Origin of the sequence: Haemophilus parainfluenzae, assembly GCF_900638025.1 — a bacterium.
Classification (GTDB): Bacteria; Pseudomonadota; Gammaproteobacteria; order Enterobacterales; family Pasteurellaceae; genus Haemophilus_D; species Haemophilus_D parainfluenzae_J.
In genome coordinates, this window is sequence record NZ_LR134481.1 from 1,952,640 (window position 1) to 1,977,583 (window position 24,944).

Below are 24,944 nucleotides of genomic sequence, written 5' to 3' on the forward strand. Positions count from 1 at the left end.
CTGTTATTTAAAGGATTGTTTTCGATATTGTACCGGACTCAGTCCTTTTAATTTTAGTTGAATCCGTCGGTGATTATAGTAATCCAAATAATCCCTGACGGCATCAACTATCTCCTCTCTACTGTTAAATTCCCGACCATAAAAACATTCTGTTTTTAATCGTCCAAAGAAACTTTCCATTGCGGCGTTGTCCAAGCAATTCCCTTTTCTCGACATACTTTGAATGATGCCATGTTCAGCCAAGATTCGACGATAAGCCACCATTTGATATTGCCATCCCTGGTCTGAATGTAAAATGACACCACAAGCTTTATTTAATCCTTTGACGGCTTGCATTAACATGTCCTCTACTTGCGCCCAGTTTGGGGAATAGCTGAGATTATATGAAACTATCTCATTGTTAAATAAGTCTAAAATTGGGGATAAATAGACTTTGCTCCCATCTTTCGCCTTAAACTCGGTGATATCGGTCACCCATTTTTGGTTCGGGGCCGTTGCACTAAAATCGCGTTCAAGATGATTCGGTGCAATCACCCCTATCGTGCCTCGATAGGTCGTAAATTTCTTGCTTTTTCTTGACCGCACTTGAAGCCCAAGTGTCTGCATTAAACGTTGAACTTTTTTATGATTCACGCCTGGCAAGCAGGCATGAACACGTCGGTAGCCATAATCAGGATGGTTGGCTTTGATGCGTTTAATGGTCTTTTTCAACAACTCATCCTTATCCAGTTTAATCTGAAGTTTAGCAAAAAACGTACTACGCGCTAATTGTGCAAAGCCTAAAAGCCATTTTAACGGATAGCGTGTTCTTAACCTTTGGATAATTTCCGTTGCTCGGCTTCGTCCTGAAGTCTGAGCCTTCTCAACTCCTTTAGGTAGGCTACCTCCGCTTCAAGCTGTAAAATTCTCAGGCGTAAACGGTCTTCTTCAGTTTTGGGTGGCGGTGGCATTTTTGCATATTTGGGTTTCATCGGCGGTCGTCCTGATGGTTTACGGGGAATAAGTCCTTTTATGCCACTTTTTTCAAATCGTTTCAACCATGTCCCGACTAGGGAGTTGGAAGGAATATTGTAAAAACGCGCAGTTTCTCTAATACTCATTTTCCCATTCAAAATAGGTTGAAGAACCTGTAATTTAAATTCGATTGTGTAGTGTTTACCCATAAAAAAATCTGCACCTCAATTGTTGGTTTGTTGAGTCCAACTTTTGGGGTGCAGATCAAATTTCACCGCACTTTTTTTCTGACTAATTTCTGTCGAGTGGCTTTCTATTTTCTTCCGTTTCTGGCTCAAGATCCAATTTTGCCATAAGAAGCTGATCGCCATCTTCTTCTGGGTTGCCTGTCACTAACAATTTATCGCCATAGAAAATAGAGTTCGCACCAGCCATAAAACACATGGCTTGCATTTCTTCACTCATGCCTTGACGGCCTGCAGAAAGGCGAACATAACTTTTTGGCATAGTAATACGCGCAACGGCAATAGTGCGAACAAACTCCGTCCAATCTAAATCAGCTGCATCGGCCATTGGTGTGCCTTCCACTTTCACTAATTGGTTAATTGGCACGGACTCTGGCTGCGGATCAAGATTTGCCAAACTTGCAATGAGGCCTGCTCGCTCTTTACGGGTTTCGTTCATGCCCACAATACCACCACAGCAAACTTTCAAACCGGCATGACGAACTTTTCCTAACGTACTTAAGCGATCATCAAAACGGCGTGTGCCAATGACATTGTGATAATTCTCTGGCGCGGTATCTATATTATGGTTGTAATAATCCAATCCTGCATCTTTTAACTCTTCCGCCATACCATCTTGCAACAGCCCAAAGGTGCCGCAAGTTTCTAAGCCAATATCTTTTACCGCACGAATAATCGCCGTCACTTTTTCCATATCCTTTGGCTTAGGACCACGCCATGCTGCGCCCATACAAAAACGTCCTGCACCACGTGCTTTCGCAATTTTGGCTTTTTCAACAATTTCATCAATATCCAAGATCTGCTGATTTTGTACACCTGTTTGATAACGTGCTGATTGTGGGCAATAACCACAATCCTCTGGACAGCCACCCGTTTTAATCGACATCAACGTCGATAACTGTATCGCGCCAGGGTTGAAATGCTCTCGATGTACTTGAGCCGCACGATAGACTAATTCTAAAAAAGGTGTTTCAAATAGTGCTTCGACTTTACAAACAGACCAATACTCCACTGAAGGATGGGGCGTAATAGATGAAAGCTGTACTACATTTGTGGTTGTCATTATATTTTCCTTGTTTTAAGCAACGTCGCTTTTATTAAATTGAGCATATTACTCTGCAATATGATAAAAAGAGATCAGATCACTTTTCCTTGATGAATTTCAATCACTCGATCAATATGCCGTTCAATTTCTTTGGGTTGATGTGTCACCAATAACATGGTGAGCTTTTTCTCTTCACATAATTGATCCATTAAATCCTGCATTTCAATGCGTAATTTAGGATCGAGTGCAGAAAAAGGCTCATCCAATAATAAAATGGGTTTATCTCGTAGCAAACAGCGCGCCAATGCCACTCGCTGTTTTTGTCCACCTGAAAGTGCGGTCGGTTTTCTCGTTAAAAAATCCTGTAAATTAACTGCTCTAGCAGCTTGTTCTACAAGGGCTTTTTCTTCTGCATTTAAGGCTAAATTCGGTTTTAAACCTAAAGCAATATTCTCTTCTACGGAAAGATGAGTAAAGAGATTGTTTTCCTGAAATAGCATGGAAACAGGGCGTTCAAAAGGTGCTGTTTTGGTATGATTTTCATCATTTAGCCAAATCTCGCCACTATCGGCATATTCGAAACCGGCAATTAAATTCAGTAAGGTACTTTTTCCTGCGCCACTTTCACCAATAATGGCGATTTTTTCCTGGGCTTGAATATGTAAATCAAATACCATCGGCATGGATTGATAATTGAAGACCACATTATTTAATTTAATCATGTAGTTCCTTCTGCCCTTCAATAAACATAAATAAACCTAAACATAAGCCCAATAAAATCAATGCCGTCACTGCTGCCTCTTGGCTTCGATATTGCCCGATTTGTTGATAAAGCAAATGAGGCAAAGAAGTAAAATCAGGGCTACCAAATAAGGCTATCGCTGTAAAATCGCCGAGTGATAAAGTCGTTGCGAGTGCCAAGGCATATTTCAACGGGGCTTTTAGTAGCGGATATTCAATTAAACGAAAACGCTGCCAGCCTGTAATATTCAGCGATAAACAGAGTTTTTCATAATATTGCATCGATTGATTCATTGGTGTATTAAGAATTTTGATCACAAATGGTAAAGCTGCCAAGGCGTTACAAACAGATACCACCACAAACAAATGCCCTGCTGAGAAATCAATATCTTGCAACCAAAGGAATAAGCCTACAGCTAAGACAATCGTCGGAATGGCTAAAATCATCATGCCCCCCGTTAAAATTAAGTGTGCTAATTTTGGATGAGATAACCATTGTAGCTGACGGGAGAGTAACAATAAGAAGAATCCAAATAATACCGATAAAATCCCTGCTATCGGTGCCATGGTTAATGAATAAGCAATCGCCTTCCATAATTGTGGATTTTGCCAATAGCCAAATAATTGGGTAGCTGACAAACCCTGGAAAATAATATTGAATAAGGGACTTAAAATAAATAAGCACACCGAGAATAAGACAAAAACATGTCCAAATTTGACCGCTCTTGAAACAGGTAAAACCCATCGATAACGTTGCGAAATCTGCGTTTCAGGTGCTTTCGCCCAATATTGTGAAAGTGAAAATAATGCAAAACAAAATGCAAATTGTACCAACGCAAAAAATGCGGCTTTGGGTAAATCAAATTCAAAGAAAATGGCTTGGTAAATCGCGACTTCTAATGTGCTATTTTGCGGCCCGCCACCAAGCGCCAATACAATCGTAAAACTGGTGAAACACAGCATAAAAATCAGCACAAAGGCAGACACGATTTGACTTTTCAAATAAGGCCATTCAATTAAGCGGAAAAATGTGAAACCTTTGATATTTAATTGTGCCGCAAGTTGATGCTGTTCGGTCGGCACACTTTGCAAAGCCTGCAAACTCATTCTGGCAGATAAGGGAATATTAAAAAATAAATGGGCAATGAGAATACCACTTAAACCATAAATAGAGGGTTTCCACGAAATATCTAAGGTTTGCAGCAGTTGTGTTAGCCAACCGGCCGTGCCATAAATACCAATCAAACCGAAAATAGCCAGTAATGCAGGCAAGACAAATGTGAGGGAAAAAATGCGTAAAATGAGCGATTTGCCTTTGAAATCTAAATAGAAAAAAGCGCGTGCAAATAAAGTTCCAATTACGCTAGAAAGCAAGGCTGACAAGAATGCCTGCCCGACACTAAAGGCGATAACTTGATGCAAATAATCGTCTTGTAAGAAATCAGATAAGGCATAATCACTTCCAACTGAAAAAACCGCAGAAAGTGAAAATCCATAGAGTAAAACAATGAAAAAGATGACCGCACTTCCGCCCAAATAATGGCGAGGACGAAAATGCGGATGTTGCAATAAGTACATCAATACTACTTAGATAACGCTTTTTGCCATTGATTAATCCAGCCTTTAAGCTGCCCACTTGTCACCGTTGCGGTATCTAAAATACGCATTGATTTTGAGTGAGAATTAAGCGCATCAATATGACTTTCGATATTAGTCTCTACCACGGGTAACATGACATTATTTTTAGCAATATCCGCTTGGGCTTGCGGAGAAAGTAAGAATCCTAAAAATTCATCAGCACAGGCATTATTGCGGTTAGCAACTTTTGCTGCGACTTCAACTTGTAAGACGCTACCCTCTGCAAATTCCGTTGCCATATAATTGTCTTTTTGTTCAGAAAGAATATGGTAAATCGGTGAAGTATTGACGCTTAAAACCATATCACCTTCACCTTTTAAGAAGGCCCCATAAGACTCGGTCCAACCTTTTGTGACCGTGACAGTATGTTTAGAAAGGGTTTTCCAGGCATTTGCGACATCTGCTGCTGGATAAACTGCATTCATCCAAAGTAATAAACCACGTCCAATACTGCTCGTACGTGGATCTTGATATAACACTTTAAGATCTTGACGCTCAACTAATTCTTTTAAGCTTTTTGGAGGATTAGCCAGCTTATTTTTGTCATAAATAAACGCATATTGCGCATAATCAAATGGTAAAAAAGTTTTATTTTCCCATTTAATCGGTAAACGTAACTGGCTTAAATCCACTTTATTTGGCTCAAAAATATTGAGTTTTTGTGCTTCTTCAATTTGATAGCTATCTAAACCAAGTACCACGTCGGCTTTAATTTTTTTACCTTCTAGACGTACACGGTTAAACAAAGTACCGTTATTGTCAAAAGCCACATAATTCAGCTTACATTGCGGAAACTGTTGTTCAAAAGCCGCTTTAACTTTTGGTCCGGCACTCCAATCCGCACTAAATGAATCATAAGTATAAACATCTAATGTTTGAGGCGCAGCTTGTGCGAAAGTGGAAGCGGTAAAAAGTGCGGTTAAAATGGGAAGCGTTTTCTTCATTATGCGTTCTCCTTATTTTTTGCATAACGAAACAGCATAATGAGATGATTAGTTTCCTACGCCAGCATTATCTGTTTCAGGTTCACGGGTGTTTCTCAGCCATTAGTATTGGCACCCCGACTAAGTGTAATGTAGTCTAACGTAATGGAATTTTATCAACAAGTTATTTCATTTAAAAATGTTAATCCGATCACACTTTTATATCGGGTTTATCATTTTTTGAGCAAAAGAAAACCTGCTAAAAAGCAGGTTTATCTTGGTCATCTATCGTCAATTAAGCTTGATGTTTAGCCGCTACTTCGCTTAATAAAGTTTGAAGTTCGCCTGATTGATACATTTCTAAAATAATATCACAGCCACCAATTAACTCACCTTCTACCCATAATTGTGGGAAAGTTGGCCAGTTTGCATAAGCCGGTAATTCAGCACGAATATCTGGGTGTTGAAGAATATCAACATAGCCAAAAGGTACTTTGCAGTTCATTAATACTTCAGATGCACGCGCTGAGAAACCACAAGAAGGTAATTTTGGTGAACCTTTCATGTAAATTAAAATTGGGTTTTCAGCGATTTGTTTTTTGATTTTGTCTAACGTTTCCATAATGTTCCTTGTTCAAATAAGTCTGAATAGAACGCTATTCTAGCATAAGATAGAACCTGAGTGAAAGACTTGGTCTTACCAACTTCCACCTGCTCCACCGCCGCCAAAGCCACCGCCACCAAAACCACCACCAGAAGAACCACCGCCACCAAAGCCTCCACCAAATCCGCCTCCGAAACCGGAACCGCCACCACGTCGACGAGAAATCGTACTTTGACGAATAATTTTATTCAGTTGATCACGTTGATTCGGGCTAATATAGACTTCATCTTTGTGATATTGGAATTCACCAAATAATACAATAGCAATAAACGCCAATACCATTAAGAATGGGATATACTTATCAAACGCATCTTCTTCAACTTGTGACGCATCAAACTCGCCTTTACTTGCTGCAATAATTTGGTTTAAGCCATCATTAATACCTTGTGCATATTGCCCTTGTTTAAATTGTGGCAAAATTGCCGAACGGATGACTTGCGATAAAAAAGCATCCGGCAATACACCTTCTAAACCTTGCCCGGTTGCGATAAAAACTTTGCGATCATTTTTCGCAATCAGCATCAACACGCCATTGTTTAGATTTTTACGTCCGATCCCCCATTTATCACCTAAAGTAAAGGTATAATCAGCGATTTCATATTCACCAGTTGTAGGAACCAAAACAACCGCGATTTGTGAACTTGTTTCTTTACTATAAGCAATCAGTTTATTTTCTAAAATTTGCTTATGTTCTGATGAAAGTGTGCTGGTGTAATCGTTTATATAATGGAAAGGATTTGGTGCAGGCGGAAATTCTGCCGCAACAACCATTTGAGCAAAAAAAATAAGGCTAAAAATAACCGCACTTTTCATAAAAGATAAAAGCTTAGCCATTAATAATTACCTCATTAGATAATTCATTCACATCATCAGGTTGAACAGGGAAATGACGAGATAAAATATCACAGATACGATCAATCGCATCGACAATGCCCTGTGTATAAGCTTTTTGTTTAAACTGCTCAATCATTAAATCGCATTGTAACTGCCAATAAGCCATATCAACAAATTGATGAATGCCTTTATCACCTACGATTGCACAGAGATGATTTTTATATCCCACATAAATCAACACAGCATTTTGTGCCGCTGTTTTATGCATTTCCAATTCACCAAACACTTCTAAAGCTCGTTCCATTGCAGACAGTTGTGCTGAATCCTTGGGTACTTTGCGTTCAATATAAACACGTACTTCAGCCGAACTTAAGCTTTCGAGGCGACTAATCGCCACCTCGATTTGCTTTTTATCTACCGGAATTCTGGAAAAGAATGGCATAATAAACCTTAGTTAAAGTTTACAGTTGGTGCATTTTCTGAGCCAGCAGCTGATTTAAAATAAGGTTTTGCTTTAAAGCCAAAAATCATTGCTGCTAATTTTGTTGGGAATTGACGTACTTTTTCATTATAAATACGCGCGGCTTCATTGAATTTATTACGAGCGACATTGATACGGTTTTCTGTCCCTTCAAGTTGAGATTGTAAATTCATAAAGCCTTCATGAGCTTTTAATTGGGGGTATTGTTCTACCGAAACAAGTAAACGAGATAATGCTGAACCCACTTGATTTTGGTTTTGTTGGAATTCGTTTAATTGTTCTTCCGTTAAATTAGACGGGTCAATTTTAGTTTGTGTCGCTTTCGCACGAGCTTCAATCACATTGGTTAATGTTTGTTGTTCAAAATTAGCCTGACCTTTTACCGTATTCACTAAATTTGGAATTAAATCAGCACGACGTTGATAAGATGATTCAACATTTGCCCAAACAGAATCAATTTCAGTTTCTGCTTTAACTAAACCATTGTAGCTTGACATTAAGCCTACCCCTGCAGCAACCGCAATAATAATCAAGATAATCCACTTTTTCATTCAAAAATTCCTTCAATTTATAGGTTTAATTTATATAAGAAAAGACCTAAACCGAAGTTTAGGTCTTCTAATGTTAATCCGTTAATGGATAACTAAATAAAATTATTTAGTACCGTTAACTGCGATTTCAACACGACGGTCTGGTGCTAAACAAGCGATAAGTGCTTTACGACCTTTAACCGCATCACAAGTTGCACCTGTAACTGGGTTAGCTTTACCATAACCAGTTGCTGAGATGTCTTGTGCTGGAAGACCACGAGCTACTAAGTAGTTAGCAACAGAGTCTGCACGTTTTTGAGAAAGTTTCAAGTTAAATTGTTCAGAACCGATACGGTCAGTATAACCTGCAACAGCTACTTTAGCACTTTTAACTTGTGCGATTTCACCGTAGATACCTTCTAATACAGCTTGTGCTTGAGGTTTTAAGTTAGCTTTACCGAATGCGAAAGTCACATCATTGTTTAAGCTGAAAGTTTTGCTTACCACTTCAGGCGCAACAACTGGTGCAGCACCTTGACCGAAACGGTAAGATACGCCAGCGTTGATAGAACCGATCCATGGGTTGTAGTCAGCTGCTTGACCTTGAACACCTTCCTCATAGTTACGTAATTTACCTACGCGAGCTAACCATTGATATTCAAGACGTAATGCTAACTCTGGTAATGAAGGTAATGCATATTCAACACCCGCAGCAAATAACGGAGAAACACGTAAGCTGTGCTCTTTGAAAGATTTAGCACCATTAGCTTCATATTCTTTATAGTCAGAACGAACTAATGCTGCAGCTGCACGACCATACACATCTAAACCGTCTAAAGCTGATACTAAACCACCAACGTTATAGCTACCTTTTAAACCTAAGTGAGCACCGTGGTTGGTGTGCTTGAATGAGGTTTCACCTGCATCACGGAATTTAACACGACCGAAATCATCGTAACCAACTTCTGCTGCTAAACCGAAGTTATCATGATTTAAAATTTGGTAACCACCGAATACACCGTAAGTTAAAGTGTTACGAAGATAACCTTGACCAAAGTTTAATGCTTTGCCAGCTGAATTAGCTTTGATACCATCGTGGAAAGATGCTTGACCCGCTTTAGCACCTACATAGAAAGTATTTTCTTGAGGAGCTGCTTGAGCTACTGAGGCTGCTGCTAAACCAGCAACGACTAATGCGATTGCAGTTTTTTTCATTTTGATGTCCTCTATTTAGTCATCGTTATTAATAACAAAAGTTTCCTTGTTTATTGTGAACTTTACGAAAAAGAAACACTCTAAACATTTGCTTAACTAGGGTTTTGAATTTGCCCTAACTTATCCTTTTGACAAATTCAATTCCTTTGCCATAGCCAAAGGAACGTTCAAAAGTAAGTCTATTATCCTATAAAAACATTAAAGATCAAACTTTTTTTGCCTTTCTGGTTATTTTATGAACAGATAGTTAATAAAATGAACATCTATTCACAAAAAAACAGGATGATTCGTAACCCATTTCCAATTTTAACAAAAAACAGCTATTAAAATCGACTTTTTTTTGAGCTTCATATATCATCAAATTTACTTTCTTCTCTATTATATATGTAGGTGAGTAATTTTATGTTGCCCCGTCTTTCTAATGTACCTCAACTTAATAATGTGGTAAGTGATTATCTTAACGAACTTCAAAAACAGCATTTTGAAGGTGATATTGCCTCAAATTATGCTGACCGCTTAAGTCTTGCGACAGATAACAGCGTCTATCAACGACTTCCACAGGCTATTTTGTTCCCTAAATCTGTTGCTGATATAGTACGCATCACCAAATTAGCCAATAAAGAGAAATACCTTCACTTAACCTTTACACCTCGGGGTGGCGGCACGGGCACAAATGGGCAATCTATTAATAATAATATTATTGTGGATCTCTCTCGCCACATGACAGGCATTTTGGAGCTTAATATAGAAGAACGTTGGGTTCGCGTTCAAGCAGGTGTAGTAAAAGACCAACTAAACCAATTTTTAAAACCTCACGGTTTATTCTTTGCGCCAGAACTCTCCACCAGTAATCGAGCAACCCTCGGTGGTATGATTAATACCGATGCTTCCGGTCAAGGTTCATTACAATACGGTAAAACCTCTGATCACGTTTTAGCATTACGTTCTGTTTTGATGAATGGTGAAATATTAGATACAAGTGCGGTCAAATCCGACGATGTTTTAGAAAACTATCCACTAGCAGAAAATGGAAAAACACTACATCAAACGATTTTCCAACGTTGTAAAGAAAAGCGCGCCTCAATCATTCAAGATTTACCACAACTCAATCGCTTTCTCACTGGTTACGATCTTAAGAATGTCTTTAATAACGATGAAAGTGAATTTAATCTCACCCGAATTTTAACAGGATCAGAAGGTTCACTTGCGTTTATCTGCGAAGCTAAACTCAATTTATTGCCGATTCCGAAATATCGTACCTTAATTAATGTGAAATACAGCTCATTTGATGCAGCACTTCGCAATGCGCCTTTTATGGTGAAAGCCAATGCCCTTTCAGTTGAAACTGTCGATTCCAAAGTGCTGAACCTTGCTAAGCAAGATATTATTTGGCATTCAGTGAAAGAACTTTTAACAGAAGAAGAACAAAATCCAATTCTTGGTTTAAACATTGTTGAATATGCGGGCAACAATCAAGCTAAAATAGACAGCCAAGTGACCGCACTTTGTCAGCAATTAGATGAAAAAATTGCACAAGGCAAAGATCATATTATCGGCTATCAACTTTGTTCTGACTTGCCTTCTATTGAACGTATTTACGCCATGCGTAAAAAAGCGGTGGGGCTATTAGGTAATGCGAAAGGTGCTGCCAAACCGATTCCTTTTGTGGAAGATACCTGTGTGCCACCAGAACATCTTGCGGATTACATTGCAGAATTTAGAGCCTTATTAGATAGTCATAATCTGCAATATGGGATGTTTGGCCATGTTGATGCTGGCGTATTGCACGTTCGCCCGGCTTTGGACTTATGCGATAAAGACCAAGTAAAACTCTTTAAACTAATTTCAGATGAAGTAGCTGAACTCACGGTGAAATACGGCGGTTTGCTATGGGGGGAGCACGGTAAAGGTGTACGTTCTCATTATGGCGAGAAATTCTTTACACCTGAACTTTGGCAAGAATTACGTTATATAAAATTTTTATTTGACCCAAACAATCGTCTGAATCCAGGTAAAATCTGTACGCCACTTAATAGCGATGCGGAACTCTACTCCATTCTCTCGCCAATGCGTGCTGACAATGATCGCCAAATCCCGATTCAGATGCGAGACGAATTCAAAGGCGCGATGAACTGTAACGGCAATGGACTTTGCTTTAACTTTGATGAGCACAGCATTATGTGTCCTTCCATGAAAGTGAGTAAAAATCGCGTGTTCTCGCCAAAAGGGCGAGCCGCTATGGTACGTGAATGGTTGCGATTAATGGCCAATGAAAACGTATCGCCTGATCAATTAGATTTTCATAAAACACAAGTCAAACTGACCGCACTTGTGGAACGTTTCCGCAATAGCGTACAGAAATGGCGTGGTGAATATGACTTCTCACATGAAGTGAAAGCGGCAATGGATACTTGTCTGGCTTGTAAAGCCTGTGCAAGCCAATGCCCGATTAAAATTGACGTACCAAGTTTCCGTGCGAAATTTTTCCATTTCTACCACAGTCGTTATTTGCGCCCAGCCAAAGATCATCTTGTGGCGAATTTAGAAGTTGCTGCACCTTATATGGCGAAACAACCGGCATTATTCAATTACTTCACCAAGCTGAAAATCACACAAAGCTTGGTTGAAAAAATGCTTGGCATGACTGATTTGCCTCTCCTTTCAGAGCCAAACCTTCAACAACAATTAGTGGAAATTAGTTATCAAGGCAAAAAATTAGAAGAATTGGAAAGTCTCAGTGCCACAGAAAAAGCGAATATGCTATTTATTGTACAAGATCCCTATACCTCTTATTACGATGCTAAAGTGGTGCGAGATTTCGTCGCTCTCACACAAAAATTAGAATTCTCACCAATCCTTCTGCCTTTTAAACCCAATGGCAAAGCCATGCATATTAAAGGTTTTTTAGCTCGCTTTAGTAAAACCGCGAAAACACAAGCGGAATTTTTAAATCGCGTCGCTAAATTAAATGTGCCTTTGGTCGGCGTAGATCCAGCTATTGTGCTTTCTTATCGTAATGAATATAAAGAAGCATTAGGTAATTCTCGCGGTGATTTCCATGTACTCACGGCACATGAATGGCTGACCAATCAATTAGACAGTAACACATTACAAAGTGCGGTGAAAAATATCGCGAAATCTGACCGCACTTTTGAGTGGCATTTATTCCCTCATTGCACAGAATCCACCTTTATGCCAAACAGCCCAAAAGAATGGCAGCATATTTTTGCGCAATTTGGACAAACCTTGAATGTTGAAAAAGTCGGCTGCTGTGGCATGGCGGGTGTATTTGGTCATGAGGTTCAAAATCAAACCATGTCAAAAGACATTTATGACGTATCATGGGGCAAAAAATTACAAGGTAAAGATCCTAATCATTGTCTCGCAACCGGCTATTCCTGCCGTAGCCAAGTGAAGCGATATGAAAAAGCCATCTTGAAACACCCAGTTCAAGCATTGCTTGAAGTATTGAATCACTAGAATATATTTTCCACCTACAACATCGTAGAAAATAAAAAGCGGCCAGATTTTAAATCTGACCGCTTTTTTACTGCATTTTAAAAATAGAATTAGAGATGCAGATGAGCAAAATAAGATAAAGGTGCATTTTCCCTTTCACTGTTCCTTATTGATTGAGGTAAAACTCAGTATATACCGGTTCAATAAAGTTAAATTCTGTTTCATTATTAATTTTTGACAGTGTTGTCAGCTTCATCGATTTTCTAAATCCTTCTAGAGGTATATTTCTAATTGAATTAGGTAAATTCAAGGCCATACCAATCTCAAAAAGATAATCTAGACGTTCAGAATCAGATATATATCCCGCCTGCTCTTCAGTCAATGTATTACGCTTAACAATTGAAACCCTCTTCACTTGCCATACTTTGTTAATTATTTTATTACCTTGTTCATCTTGCTCAGCTAATCCTAAAAAAGCGATTTCATTAACAATGTGTTGCAAGCCTTTATATTTCATCTCAAAAGTGTCTTGTGGTAAATGGTAGTATTTTGCTGTGCCATTTTTAAAACGCTCAAAGTATTCTATTGAACGTACATTTTCGCCCTCTTGTGCATGACCAAGAGAAACTAACATCGTTAAGTCGGTATAAAGTTGTTGCTTCATTCCTGTATAAGGAATTCGGCTTTGTTCTTGCACAAATAAATGCTCTTCCTTAATAAGTGGTGAAGAAAGTAAATAATTTCCTAACTGCGCATTAAAAAAATCCCGTAACCAAATTGCACCTTGATTTTGTTGGCTAGGCAACAATGCAAATGCGCCAATACCGACTTCATCAATTCCGGCTTGATACGGATTCTTCATATTAACTTGATCAAAAAAACCTGGATACAGGGCGTAAGCTCCAAACACAGGACGGCTTTTACCTTCATGTTTAGCCCAAACTAATGCGTCACGATAACGATGCATTTGATTTATTGCTTCATCTGGTACTAAATCATCTTCACCATCATCGGAATTTAAACGGTATTTTGCATCAAATAACCAAATAAAACGTTGTTTATTTGGGAAAAGTACTTCTAATAAAATATCTGGCTTTTGCGTATTCAAATAGGACTTAATTTCTGTTTTTTGATGAAAAATTGGCTCATGTGCAAGTTTAATTTTCAAACCATCAGGTCTCTCAAAATGAAATGCACCATACATTCCATCTTTCATCATCAAATCAAGTTGATCAGAAAACATTAATTTTGCTTTCTGAGAACTGACTTCTTCAAAACCAAGTTCTTCAATTAACAATCGGCGAATAACTAAAAAGCACCACACTTCATAAAGTTCCGAAAGTGATTTTTGTGAAATTAGGCTCTGATGCGAAAGGACCTTTAAATAAAAACGTAACTCTTGCCAAACATGAAAAATCGTGGAATAACCTGGTTTCTGTTGCAGTACTAGAGAAATTTTTTCCAATCCTTTGAAAGTCCCAATATCATTAAAAAAAGATAGAGCTTGGAATTGTTTTAATGGTTTTTGCCAATTATTCAGCGTATCAAAAAATGCTTGGGAAAGTTGATTTTTGCTTGATTTAGCTAATGTTTGATTGATCTGAGTAAGCTTGTTATCTGTTTCGATAATCATTTGTTTAATAAAGCGATTCTCTGACGTATCAACACTTAATTTCTTCTTTTCAACAGCGTATTTTTTTATGATGTAACCCGTTTGCTAAATCATTTTTAATTCGATGGGTTTGCTTTGCAGACAACTTACCTTTTAAACGTTCCGCTTTTTGATGTAAAGAATAGATCTGTAAACGGTTATGTGGTGAATTTTTAATAATTTTTAAAGCTTGACTGAATTGTTGTTGTAATTGCTGAAAATGTGCAAGCCAAAATAGCGGGAAATACCCTTTCTCATTTGTTTTTCGAATGCCCTGCTCTGTTTTGGCCGTAAGATTAAATCGCCAAAGAGGAAAGGCGTCATCAATAGCTTCATTAATAGGTTCAATATCTTGCTGAAGATCAATCTTTGTTGGTAGCACCATAAAAGAAAGCATGATGGAATAAGCTTTTCCTACTTTATCTTCATAATAAATAGGTAAACTTAATTGCCCAATATCATTCCTTGTATTAATTACTCCAACAAGCATATTAGCAACTTGAGAAAAGCGAAAAGCATCATTAATTAGCACGAGTTTATGACGCAATTCCGCATAATGAACAGGATCACGAAATAGAATTTCAAAATGGTATTGAGTATTTTCAAAAAAGAGCGGTTGAATTTCATAAGATTTTTGCAAATCACCTGAAATTTCAAATTTTTCAGTTTGATAATGGATAGAAGCACTTTCTGCCCTGCGTTTTTTTAAGGTTTGTTGATAGCGCGTAGTATTCTTTTCACTATCTTTAACATAAATAGAAAGCTCAAATGCTTCATCTATTTGTTGATTAAAAATACAATCCATTTCCCTTATTTCCAGAAATGTGTAAACCCAAACTTCTCTAATTTAGTTTGCATCCAACGAATCTTCGCCTTACTCCGACATTCTATATTAATAACATCTCCTTCATTTGTTTCTCGGAATAAATCAATACGTTTTTTGCCTTCCCAAATAGCTGATAACTGTTCCTTCATTATCGCTTCTAAGTTAGTTAATAATGATTTTTCACCATCAAAATCTAATTTTTCTGAGTCACCTTCTATACGAGGCAATACCTTCATCATTAAGAAATCATCCCAAACAGATTGTAACTCAATCTCATTTTTTGGATTGATACATTTCACAGAAAGTAGTAATTCATTTAATGCACGATAAGATAATTCAAAAGGTGAATTCTTTAAAACACTATTTACTTCTGATAGAAATTCACTGCTTTCTTTAACAAAAGATGAAGCAAAATTAAGAGATAAGCTCGCATCGGAATAAATAGGATAGGTAAATGTCTTATTTTGGGCGTTAGGCGAGAAATAAGCATTAAAGTCATTTGGATAAAACTCATTAAAGTCGAAGCTTAATGCACGATCTAAAACTTTCCGAGAGAATCCGTGAGTAGTTTCATCCATATTTACTGTGCCTGCCACAATAAGATTAAATGGAATTGAAATTCCATTTTCTTTAAAATGCTCCCACAATATATCTCCTTCATCTAATCCCAAATCAGTTGGTTGAATATTTTCAAACACACTTGATTTTAATAAAGGATCGCATTGATATACTTCTCCATTCCATTGACGAGTTTCTAGTATGGAAAGATAATCCGCAAAATATTGCTCCACTGGCGCCAAGTTCATTTCATCTAAACAAAGCCAATAAGGTTGAATCCTAGTTAATTGCTCAGCCGTTACTTTACCAGCTACGAGATTAAAACCACTTTCTACAATATGTTTCCAAGCTTGCACAATAAAACGCAACACATCTGTGGTAATGTATTTGGGTTTACTCCCTAGATGAGAAATATAACCTAATAAATCGGAAGGCTCATGCCAATCAGGGCGAACAGACACAAGGCAATAATTATCTTTGGCTTGATTATCGGCATTGGCTAATTTCGCTTGCTCTCGCACAAAGCGAGTCTTGCCCGTACCAGAAATGCCAGCTAGGATTAAGAAGGTTTTGGGAAGTTGAGTAAGTTTTGAATCACTATAATTATTTGAAATAAGGTTCTTTGGCTTTTCTTGGCGAACAAAACTTGTAAATGTAAATTTTTCAATGAAATCAAAAGGTGTGATTAAAATCACTTTTTTTATTTCTGAAGCAGCATAAAGTGTTTGACCAAATGGAGCAGCACTTAAATCACTGGCTTTTTTCTTAATAAACTTACCATCTGATTTCAAAGTAAGATCTTGATTGTTTCCATCATAGTGTTTAATTATGTCCGAAACATCAATAGCTTTATCATTAACAAAATCATTACCTGAATTTTCTTGAAGCTCAAATAACTCATTAAAAATCACTGGTGTAATTTTATTTTTAAACCATTCAACAGCTTCATTCGTATGAGAAAATGATTTTCTCCAAAATAAAACATTAACAACATGCTTTGCAGATATCTTATTATTGTTTAAAAAAGTTAATTTAACTTCATTTAGCCAATTTTCAGAAATAAAGCCATACCAAACTAACGGCTCTGCCGTATTTTTCGTAATTGAAGGCAACAAATAAAATGCTTCATCTACAACATGAGCAAATTCTCTCATATCTGACAAAAGATAACGCCCCTGTTCTTTCCGCTCTTGAACACAAAATAAAAAAACAATTAAACCAATAAGCGTATCTGTTTTTTTAGTCCGCTGGTTTAAATACTCTCTTGAATTAAATAGCGTTTCTTTTGAGATATAAGACATTTTATTCTCCTAACACATTTAAAATTTCTTTTACAATTTCATCAATAACTGTAACCGTAACAGAATTCCCTAGCTGTTTAAATGCTTGTGCATTTGATACATTAAATTGAAATTCATCAGGAAACCCCTGTAATCTCGCTGCTTCTTTAATAGATAATTTACGCTTAATATCCCATAATTTAGGAACACGATTCGCAATAATTGTTGGTGCATAAGTATCTAAACAAGCATAAAAAGCTTCTTGAATTTGTGTTTTAGCAAAATCACCTACATGAAATCTTAATGAACCATCAGCTTTTAAAAAAGAAAATACACCATATTTTCCTTTTTTAGTATTTGGTGCATACATAGAATTATCATGTTGAACTCGTTCAGTTAAATGATAATTTTCAAAATGATATGCAATTCTATCTAATTCAAATTTAGGTAATGTTAAAGCTGGATCTTCTAAATCAAGATCTACAATATCTCTTAATGTTGTTTTAGGTGCATTACCAATAGGAAATCTGAATTTTCCATTATCAATATCACTGCGAATAGCTACACAATACCAGCGCTCTCTAAATTGTGGCACACCAAAATGATAGCTATTCAAAATAGTCCAGTAAGTATTATACCCAGCTTCATTTAATGCACTCAATGCGATATGCATTGTGTTTCCTTTATCATGAGATTTAAAACCTTTTACATTTTCTAATAATGCTACCTTAGGCTTTTTAGCTTCTAAAATTCTTAAAACATCAAAAAATAATGTTCCACGAGTTTTATCTTCAAATCCTTGCGTTTTTCCTGCATAACTAAATGGCTGGCAAGGAAACCCAGCTAATAAAACATCATGTTCTGGAATATCGTTTTCACTAATTTTTGTAATATCGCCAAAAGGCGTTTCGGCATGATTTAAACAATATGTTTTTTGAGCAAAACTATCAAACTCTGATGAAAATACACATACACCATTATTTACTTGAGCACCTAATCTAATCCCTCCAATACCTGCAAAAAGGTCAATAAATCTAAATCTAGCCTTTTGAGTTGGCTTTAATTTTAAATCAGAATAAATAAGTTCAAAAAAATCACTCTCTTTCTCATATAACTTATTAGACTTTAGGATATTTATTACTTCTTTTTTCAATTCTTTAGCGTTTTTAATCTCTCTTTTAGCGAATAAATCACTATCTGTCGCAAGAGCATGTAGCCATTGTTCAATAACAGAATTTGGCATAGTTCCTTCAGGGCTATGCTGTATAGCTAAGGGGTGTAATAATTCTACTATTTTGGAATATTTATTATCTGATTTCATAATTTACATTTTATATAATCAGGGGCGTATTCAATACGCCCCTACATTTTATTACCGCCTTATAAGGATTCAATCGCTTTATACTGCTCTTGGATTTTTTCTAATCCAGATTGGTATTCCGCTTGTTTTTCGCGTTCTTTTGCAATCACCGCTTCTGGTGCTTTAGCCACGAAAGCTTCGTTGCTGAGTTTATTTTCGATGCGTTTAACTTCGTTTTGATATTTTTCAATCTCTTTGGTTAAACGGGCAAGCTCTGCTTCTTTATTGATAAAGCCAGCCATTGGCACGAGTAATTCCGCATTGCCGACGAGTTTTGCTACCGCAAGTGGTGCTGTTTCGTTTGCGGCTAACACTTGAACGTTATCTAATTTCGCCATGGCTTTTAAAAGAGCGGTCTGTTTTTCAAGAATTTTTGCGTTTTCTGCGCTTAAATTACGGAATAACAGATCTAAGCCTTTACTTGGTGCGATGTTGCTTTCTGCACGAATATTACGCACCGCAACGATCACTTCTTTTAACCATTCAATTTCAGCTTCTGCTTCTGGATCAAAACCGTTTTCTTCCACTTGTGGGAAAGGTTGTAACATAATGCTGTCTGCCGTAATGTCCACAAACCCTTTCACTTTTTGCCAAATTTCTTCGGTAATAAATGGAATAAGTGGATGTGCTAAACGTAATAATTTTTCTAACACATGAACCAAGGTTTGGCTTGCCGCACGGATTTGTGCTGCATTGCCGTTTGCAAATACTGGTTTAGTCAATTCTAAATACCAGTCACAGAATTGGTTCCAAGTGAATTCATAAATTGCATTTGCACAAAGATCGAAACGATATTGGCTTAATGAATTACGGAAAGTTTCCACTGTGCGATTGAATTCCGATTGAATCCAACGATCGGCTAATGAGAACTCGATCTCACCTTCGCTTAAGTCTAATTTTTCATTCGTTAATACGAAACGGCTTGCATTCCACAATTTATTACAGAAGTTACGGTAGCCTTCTAAACGTTTCATATCCCAGTTGATATCACGACCGTTTGAAGCCAATGCCGCTAATGTGAAACGTAATGCGTCTGTACCGTGAGCGGCAATGCCCTCTGCGAATTCTTTGCGAGTCGCTTTAGCAATTTTCTCTGCCAATTGCGGTTGCATCATGTTGCCGGTACGTTTTTCAAGTAAATCTTCAAGGCTGATACCGTCAATCATATCGATTGGGTCAAGTACGTTACCTTTCGATTTCGACATTTTTTGGCCTTGCTCATCACGAATTAAGCCTGTTACATACACCGTTTTGAATGGTACTTGTGGTTTGCCATTTTCATCTTTCACAAAGTGCATCGTAAACATAATCATACGAGCAACCCAGAAGAAGATGATGTCAAAACCGGTGATTAACACATCCGTTGGGTGGAACATTTTGAGCTCTTTGGTTTGCTCTGGCCAACCTAAAGTTGAGAACGTCCATAAGCCTGATGAGAACCACGTATCTAACACATCTTCATCTTGTTTAAGTTCAACCGCAGAATCTAAGTTGTATTTTGACCGCACTTCTGCTTCGTTACGCGCAACATAAACGTTACCTTCCGCGTCATACCACGCAGGAATACGGTGTCCCCACCAAAGTTGGCGAGAAATACACCAATCTTGAATATCACGCATCCAAGAGAAGTAAAGGTTTTCATATTGTTTCGGCACGAATTGGATTTCACCATCTTCTACCGCTTTAATCGCCACATCAGCAAGCGGCTTCACGCTCACATACCATTGGTCGGTTAACATCGGCTCGATTGGCACACCACCACGGTCGCCATAAGGCACTTTCAAATCGTGTGGTTTAATTTCATCTAATAAACCCAGCGCTTCAAAATCTGCTACGATTTTCTTACGCGCTGCAAAACGCTCTAAGCCACGGTAATCCGCAGGAATCGTCGCTTCATAGCCAGCAAGTGGTTTGCCGTCAGTACCGATAATTTCCGCTTCATCACGAATATCCGCATTTAAAGTTAACACGTTAACCATCGGCAAGCTGTGACGTTTACCGACTTCATAGTCGTTGAAGTCATGCGCAGAGGTGATTTTCACCACACCTGTACCGAATTCACGATCAACGTATTCATCGGCAATAATCGGAATTTCACGATTTGCCAACGGAAGAACCACGGTTTTACCGATTAAAGATTGGTAACGTTCATCTTCAGGATGCACCGCAACCGCTGTATCGCCCAACATGGTTTCTGGACGCGTGGTTGCCACCACTAAATAATCCTTACCATCTGCCGTTTTTGCACCGTTAGCTAACGGGTAACGGAAATGCCAAAGAGAACCTTTACTCTCTTTGTTTTCCACCTCTAAATCAGAAATCGCGGTGTGAAGTTTTGGATCCCAGTTTACTAAGCGTTTGCCACGGTAAATTAAACCTTCTTCATGCAAGCGAACAAACACTTCTTTTACCGCGTTAGATAAACCGTCATCCATGGTAAAACGCTCACGTTCCCAGTCGATTGAGTTACCTAAACGGCGCATTTGTTGGCTGATTGTGCCACCAGAATAGGCTTTCCAATCCCAAATTTTATTGATGAAAGCTTCGCGACCATAATCATGACGAGTTTTGCCTTCTTCTGCGGCAATTTTACGCTCTACCACCATTTGGGTCGCAATACCCGCGTGGTCTGTCCCCGCTTGCCATAAGGTATTATGACCTTCCATACGGTTAAAACGGATTAAAGTATCCATTAAGGTTTGTTGGAAAGCATGCCCCATGTGTAGGGAACCCGTTACATTTGGTGGCGGAATTGCAATGCAATAGCTTGGCGCGTTTTCATTTTCAGACGGTTTAAAATAACCGCGTTCTTCCCAATGTTGATAAAGGGCTTGTTCTACCGCAGACGGATTAAAACGGTCTGCCATTTCGAATTTTTGTGTCATTGTTGCTCTCTTTAATGTAAGGGGAAATTAACACTATATTTACCTTAAATATAATATTAACTATGTTCTTTAGTTGTTAGCTTGTAGATGGCCAACGCAGGAATACAAAGATAGTAGATATTCAATAATATTTTCAAGTGCACTGATATGCTATTTAACGAGACTAGAGACATAAATATTGCAATCTGAAATGCCCCTAAAGAAAAAGAAATAGCTTTCTCATTATCAGATAAACCATGAAAAATAGACAATAAATACACAATAAACATAGATGCCAAAAGGGAAAGTGTAATATAACAATATTCTATACTTCCTAGTGTCCCTATATTATTTTTAGAAGTATCCAATCGTGATACAGGTTCAATAAAAGTAAGCATTTGTATCAATATAGATAAAAATATTACAACAAATGCAGGCCAAACAGCCCTATAGTTTCTCTTTTCAAAAAATATGAAAACACCCAAAATCCCAACAAAACTCAAAAGAGATATCATGGTTAACATAAGATTAGGGTAAAACATATTATCCATCTTAATTTATAATCTTTTATTACTCTACTAACTGAAATTCAATTACCCAAAACTCACTTTGATTTGGATAAATCGTTTTAATCACATCTTTCAATTCCACCAAACTCATATTCTCCTGCTTCGCATGCTGCTCCGTCAGTTCATCAAGAGTAATTGGCGATACACTTAATACTTCAATCGTGCAGAAATATTGGTTATCTTCAAAGCGACCAACACGTAGAATATCGCCTGCTTTAAAATGGCTTTCCGATTTATCTCGAATCGTGATGGTTTTACGCCCGGCGTGAATATCAGCTTCGAACCGCTGATAAAAGGTAATATCGTTCATAAAGTGCAGTCACAAAAAATCTATTTTTTAATTTTGAGGGCGAATTGAGCACGCCCTCATATTGGTAAGAATGAGATTATGCCTTAATCCCTCTTAATTCATCTTTAATGCGTTGAATTTCTAAGAATAAACGACGTTCTTCTTGACGGCAGAAACTATCACCGCTTAAGTTTTTTGCGTCAGCAGAACAACGAACTTGTTTATATTGTTTTTCTAACACATTCAATACCGCTTTTTTCTGTTTATGCTTAGCACTTTCTTTCGATGCTTTTTCAGCAGGAATTACGCGTGGTTTCTGAGAGATTGTTGCTTGTTGAGCGATAACAGTCTCTTTTTTCTCAGATACTTTTTCTGCCACATCATCCACTTTCGCTTCTTTTTTAACTTCGGCTTTTACTGTGTCAGATTTTACATCTGTTTGTTTAGTCTCAGCTTTAACTTCTGCGCTTTCTGTTTTCTCAGCGACTTTTTCGGCTGATTTAGTTTCAGCCACTAATTCTTTTGATTTTTCAACCGCACTTTCTGCTTTTTCTGTTGGTGCAGGTACTCTTACTGCTTTCTCAACTTGAGTTGATGTGTTTTCTTTATTGTCACAAGCTGATAATAAGGTGCTTGCGCCAAGAATAAGGCTTAAAGCCACTTTAGCGTTTAAATTCATGTTAATTTCCTAGGTTTTAAAGTTAAAAATATTAAGTGTTTTCAGTAGAAAGCGTCCAACCTTGCGAGCGAAGGATTTTATAACGTTCACGCGCTTGGGCTTTTTGCGTTTCTTCTACCGGTACAAAATCAATTAATTGTGTAAAGCTGTGGCTAAAATCCGGCACTTCCATTTGTAAATTGATCAGCAAATCTCGACGTTGGGCATTGCGTTTACCTTTCCAACTAATCTCAATTGGCGGAGAATATTGTGTTGCTTCGCCTGAAAGATTATGAGGAACAAACTCATTCGGATCCCGTTGCCATAATGCTTCATCAATTAAAAATGCTTGCTCTTCTGTTTCGCACGCGATTAACACCCGTTTGCCTAAACGCCACGCTTGAGCGGCAAGATCACAGGCAAGTTGCTCAACTGTTATCTTCTTTTCTGGATTTAAGAGATAAAATTGTGCGTTTTTTGCCATGATTGCGACTTCTCCATTTATCGTTTTGTAAACTGGCGGATTTTACCAAAAAAGCAGTAAAAAATAAATCATCTACAAGATGATTAAAGTAAATAGAAAAAACACGGAAATTTTTTACCGCACTTTTATGATCTACATCACAAAAGTAACTTTTAACCTTTATGTTACATTCCATTCATAACTCGTAGGTGTTAGAATTTTCAAGATTTATTTTTATTTCGATGATAGGAGTATCACATGGCATTTCGTATTGAAAAAGACACTATGGGCGAAGTTCAAGTTCCTGCAGATAAATACTGGGCAGCACAAACCGAACGTTCTCGCAACAACTTCAAAATTGGTCCGGCAGCTTCTATGCCGCATGAAATTATTGAAGCGTTCGGTTATTTGAAAAAAGCCGCTGCTTTCGCAAACTGTGATTTAGGTGTATTAGCTGCAGAAAAACGTGATTTGATCGCAACCGCCTGTGATGAAATCCTTACAGGGAAATTGGATGATCAATTCCCATTGGTCATTTGGCAAACCGGTTCAGGTACACAATCAAACATGAACGTGAACGAAGTGGTGGCAAACCGTGCTCACGTTTTACATGGTGGTAAATTAGGCGAAAAATCTTTCGTTCACCCAAATGATGATGTAAACAAATCACAATCTTCAAACGATACCTTCCCAACTGCAATGCATATTGCGGCATACAAAAAAGTGGTTGAACACACGATTCCTTGCGTAGAACGTTTACAAAAAACGTTCGCTAAAAAATCTGCAGAATTTAAAGATGTGGTAAAAATTGGTCGTACTCACTTAATGGATGCAACCCCATTAACATTAGGTCAAGAATTCTCTGCTTATGCAGCACAATTAGATTTCGGTTTACGCGCACTAAGAAACACTCTTCCACACTTAAGCCAATTAGCACTTGGTGGTACTGCAGTGGGTACAGGTTTAAATACACCAAAAGGCTATGATGTGAAAGTAGCGGATTACATCGCGCAATTCACTGGCTTACCATTCGTGACTGCGGAAAACAAATTTGAAGCACTAGCAGCACACGATGCAATCGTTGAAACTCACGGTGCAATTAGACAATTAGCGATGAGCTTATTCAAAATTGCAAACGACATTCGTTTATTAGCATCAGGCCCGCGTTCTGGTATCGGTGAAATCTTAATTCCTGAAAATGAACCAGGTTCTTCAATCATGCCGGGTAAAGTGAACCCTACACAATGTGAAGCATTAACCATGGTGTGTGCACAGGTATTCGGTAACGATACCACTATCGCATTCGTTGGCTCACAAGGTCACTTCCAATTAAACGTATTTAACCCTGTAATGGTGGCGAACTTCTTACAATCTGCACAATTATTGGGTGATGCTTGCGTATCATTTGATGAACACTGCGCAACCGGTATTCAACCAAACTATCCACGCATTAAACAACAATTGGAAAATTCATTGATGTTAGTAACCGCACTTAATACACACATTGGTTACGAAAATGCCGCGAAAATTGCGAAAACTGCACACAAAAATGGTACAACTCTACGTGAAGAAGCGATTAACTTAGGCTTAGTTTCAGCCGAAGATTTCGATAAATGGGTTCGTCCAGAAGATATGGTGGGTAGCTTAAAATAAACTCACCCCATAATTTGGTGTCAAAGGCAGGTCTATCCTGCCTT

The 24,944-nt window shown here is 37.9% G+C and carries 22 protein-coding genes and 1 riboswitch; of the genes, 2 read left to right on the forward strand and 20 right to left on the reverse strand.

Going from position 1 to position 24,944, the window contains the following annotated elements; genetic code table 11:
• Positions 1-3: 3 nt before the first annotated feature.
• The 11 genes from EL215_RS09700 to ompA all read right to left on the reverse strand — a co-directional run bounded on the left by EL215_RS09700 (position 4) and on the right by ompA (position 9,270).
• Entirely contained in the window at positions 4-825 is an 822-nt protein-coding gene (locus tag EL215_RS09700; RefSeq protein ID WP_126469737.1) for an IS3 family transposase, read from the reverse strand.
• Complete coding sequence (locus tag EL215_RS09705) at positions 810-1,163, reverse strand: helix-turn-helix domain-containing protein (RefSeq protein WP_126469735.1); 354 nt, start codon at positions 1,161-1,163, stop codon at positions 810-812. Before EL215_RS09705 ends, EL215_RS09700 begins: the two co-directional genes overlap by 16 nt.
• 82 nt (positions 1,164-1,245) lie before the next feature.
• Positions 1,246-2,262: a biotin synthase BioB gene (gene bioB, locus EL215_RS09710; RefSeq protein ID WP_049355387.1), complete on the reverse strand. Its 1,017-nt coding sequence runs from the start codon at positions 2,260-2,262 to the stop codon at positions 1,246-1,248.
• A gap of 74 nt (positions 2,263-2,336) precedes the next feature.
• Entirely contained in the window at positions 2,337-2,966 is a 630-nt protein-coding gene (thiQ, locus tag EL215_RS09715; RefSeq protein WP_049355388.1) for a thiamine ABC transporter ATP-binding protein, read from the reverse strand.
• The gene (thiP, locus tag EL215_RS09720) at positions 2,959-4,563 is read right to left on the reverse strand and encodes a thiamine/thiamine pyrophosphate ABC transporter permease ThiP (protein ID WP_126471815.1); all 1,605 of its coding nucleotides are present in this window, start codon (positions 4,561-4,563) and stop codon (positions 2,959-2,961) included. Before thiP ends, thiQ begins: the two co-directional genes overlap by 8 nt.
• A gap of 5 nt (positions 4,564-4,568) precedes the next feature.
• Positions 4,569-5,567 carry a thiamine ABC transporter substrate binding subunit gene (thiB, locus tag EL215_RS09725; protein ID WP_126471817.1) on the reverse strand — a complete coding sequence of 333 codons (999 nt, stop codon included), beginning with the start codon at positions 5,565-5,567 and terminating at the stop codon, positions 4,569-4,571.
• Between the two features lie 36 nt (positions 5,568-5,603).
• Positions 5,604-5,696: riboswitch (TPP riboswitch) on the reverse strand.
• 145 nt (positions 5,697-5,841) lie between these two features.
• Positions 5,842-6,168 (reverse strand): Grx4 family monothiol glutaredoxin, encoded by a 327-nt coding sequence (gene grxD / locus EL215_RS09730; protein WP_126471819.1) that lies wholly within the window; start codon positions 6,166-6,168, stop codon positions 5,842-5,844.
• A 75-nt stretch (positions 6,169-6,243) separates the two neighbouring features.
• On the reverse strand, positions 6,244-7,044 hold the full coding sequence (locus tag EL215_RS09735; protein WP_126471821.1) for a TPM domain-containing protein: 801 nt from the start codon (positions 7,042-7,044) through the stop codon (positions 6,244-6,246).
• Complete coding sequence (locus EL215_RS09740) at positions 7,037-7,486, reverse strand: TPM domain-containing protein (protein WP_126471823.1); 450 nt, start codon at positions 7,484-7,486, stop codon at positions 7,037-7,039. The genes EL215_RS09735 and EL215_RS09740 overlap by 8 nt, the downstream gene beginning before the upstream one ends.
• Positions 7,487-7,494: 8 nt before the next feature.
• A complete protein-coding gene (locus tag EL215_RS09745; protein ID WP_126471825.1) occupies positions 7,495-8,076 on the reverse strand; it encodes a LemA family protein in 582 nt (193 codons plus the stop codon).
• 102 nt (positions 8,077-8,178) lie between these two features.
• Complete coding sequence (gene ompA / locus EL215_RS09750) at positions 8,179-9,270, reverse strand: porin OmpA (RefSeq protein WP_126471828.1); 1,092 nt, start codon at positions 9,268-9,270, stop codon at positions 8,179-8,181.
• Between the two features lie 402 nt (positions 9,271-9,672).
• Between ompA and EL215_RS09755 the strand changes: the two genes are divergently transcribed.
• Positions 9,673-12,750 carry a D-2-hydroxyglutarate dehydrogenase YdiJ gene (locus tag EL215_RS09755; protein ID WP_126471830.1) on the forward strand — a complete coding sequence of 1,026 codons (3,078 nt, stop codon included), beginning with the start codon at positions 9,673-9,675 and terminating at the stop codon, positions 12,748-12,750.
• Between the two features lie 145 nt (positions 12,751-12,895).
• Here the strand turns inward: EL215_RS09755 and EL215_RS09760 are convergent, their stop codons facing one another.
• The 9 genes from EL215_RS09760 to EL215_RS09800 all read right to left on the reverse strand — a co-directional run bounded on the left by EL215_RS09760 (position 12,896) and on the right by EL215_RS09800 (position 23,268).
• Positions 12,896-14,434 (reverse strand): DUF2357 domain-containing protein, encoded by a 1,539-nt coding sequence (locus EL215_RS09760; RefSeq protein WP_331852641.1) that lies wholly within the window; start codon positions 14,432-14,434, stop codon positions 12,896-12,898.
• Positions 14,412-15,185 carry a DUF2357 domain-containing protein gene (locus EL215_RS10435; RefSeq protein WP_126471834.1) on the reverse strand — a complete coding sequence of 258 codons (774 nt, stop codon included), beginning with the start codon at positions 15,183-15,185 and terminating at the stop codon, positions 14,412-14,414. The genes EL215_RS09760 and EL215_RS10435 overlap by 23 nt, the downstream gene beginning before the upstream one ends.
• Positions 15,186-15,190: 5 nt before the next feature.
• Complete coding sequence (locus tag EL215_RS09770) at positions 15,191-17,065, reverse strand: McrB family protein (RefSeq protein ID WP_126471836.1); 1,875 nt, start codon at positions 17,063-17,065, stop codon at positions 15,191-15,193.
• A gap of 1 nt (position 17,066) precedes the next feature.
• The gene (dcm, locus tag EL215_RS09775) at positions 17,067-18,365 is read right to left on the reverse strand and encodes a DNA (cytosine-5-)-methyltransferase (RefSeq protein WP_080948089.1); all 1,299 of its coding nucleotides are present in this window, start codon (positions 18,363-18,365) and stop codon (positions 17,067-17,069) included.
• A gap of 59 nt (positions 18,366-18,424) precedes the next feature.
• A complete protein-coding gene (gene valS, locus EL215_RS09780; RefSeq protein ID WP_126471838.1) occupies positions 18,425-21,289 on the reverse strand; it encodes a valine--tRNA ligase in 2,865 nt (954 codons plus the stop codon).
• A gap of 56 nt (positions 21,290-21,345) precedes the next feature.
• On the reverse strand, positions 21,346-21,810 hold the full coding sequence (locus EL215_RS09785; RefSeq protein WP_126471840.1) for a hypothetical protein: 465 nt from the start codon (positions 21,808-21,810) through the stop codon (positions 21,346-21,348).
• Positions 21,811-21,838: 28 nt separating this feature from the next.
• Positions 21,839-22,147 (reverse strand): N(4)-acetylcytidine aminohydrolase, encoded by a 309-nt coding sequence (yqfB, locus tag EL215_RS09790; RefSeq protein WP_049355402.1) that lies wholly within the window; start codon positions 22,145-22,147, stop codon positions 21,839-21,841.
• 76 nt (positions 22,148-22,223) lie between these two features.
• Positions 22,224-22,805, reverse strand: coding sequence for a hypothetical protein (locus EL215_RS09795; protein ID WP_049355403.1), 582 nt, complete (start codon positions 22,803-22,805; stop codon positions 22,224-22,226).
• 31 nt (positions 22,806-22,836) lie between these two features.
• A complete protein-coding gene (locus tag EL215_RS09800; protein WP_126471842.1) occupies positions 22,837-23,268 on the reverse strand; it encodes a DNA polymerase III subunit chi in 432 nt (143 codons plus the stop codon).
• Between the two features lie 237 nt (positions 23,269-23,505).
• Here EL215_RS09800 and fumC point away from each other — a divergent pair, with 237 nt between their 5' ends.
• Positions 23,506-24,900 (forward strand): class II fumarate hydratase, encoded by a 1,395-nt coding sequence (gene fumC / locus EL215_RS09805; protein WP_126471844.1) that lies wholly within the window; start codon positions 23,506-23,508, stop codon positions 24,898-24,900.
• The last annotated feature ends 44 nt before the right edge of the window (positions 24,901-24,944 follow it).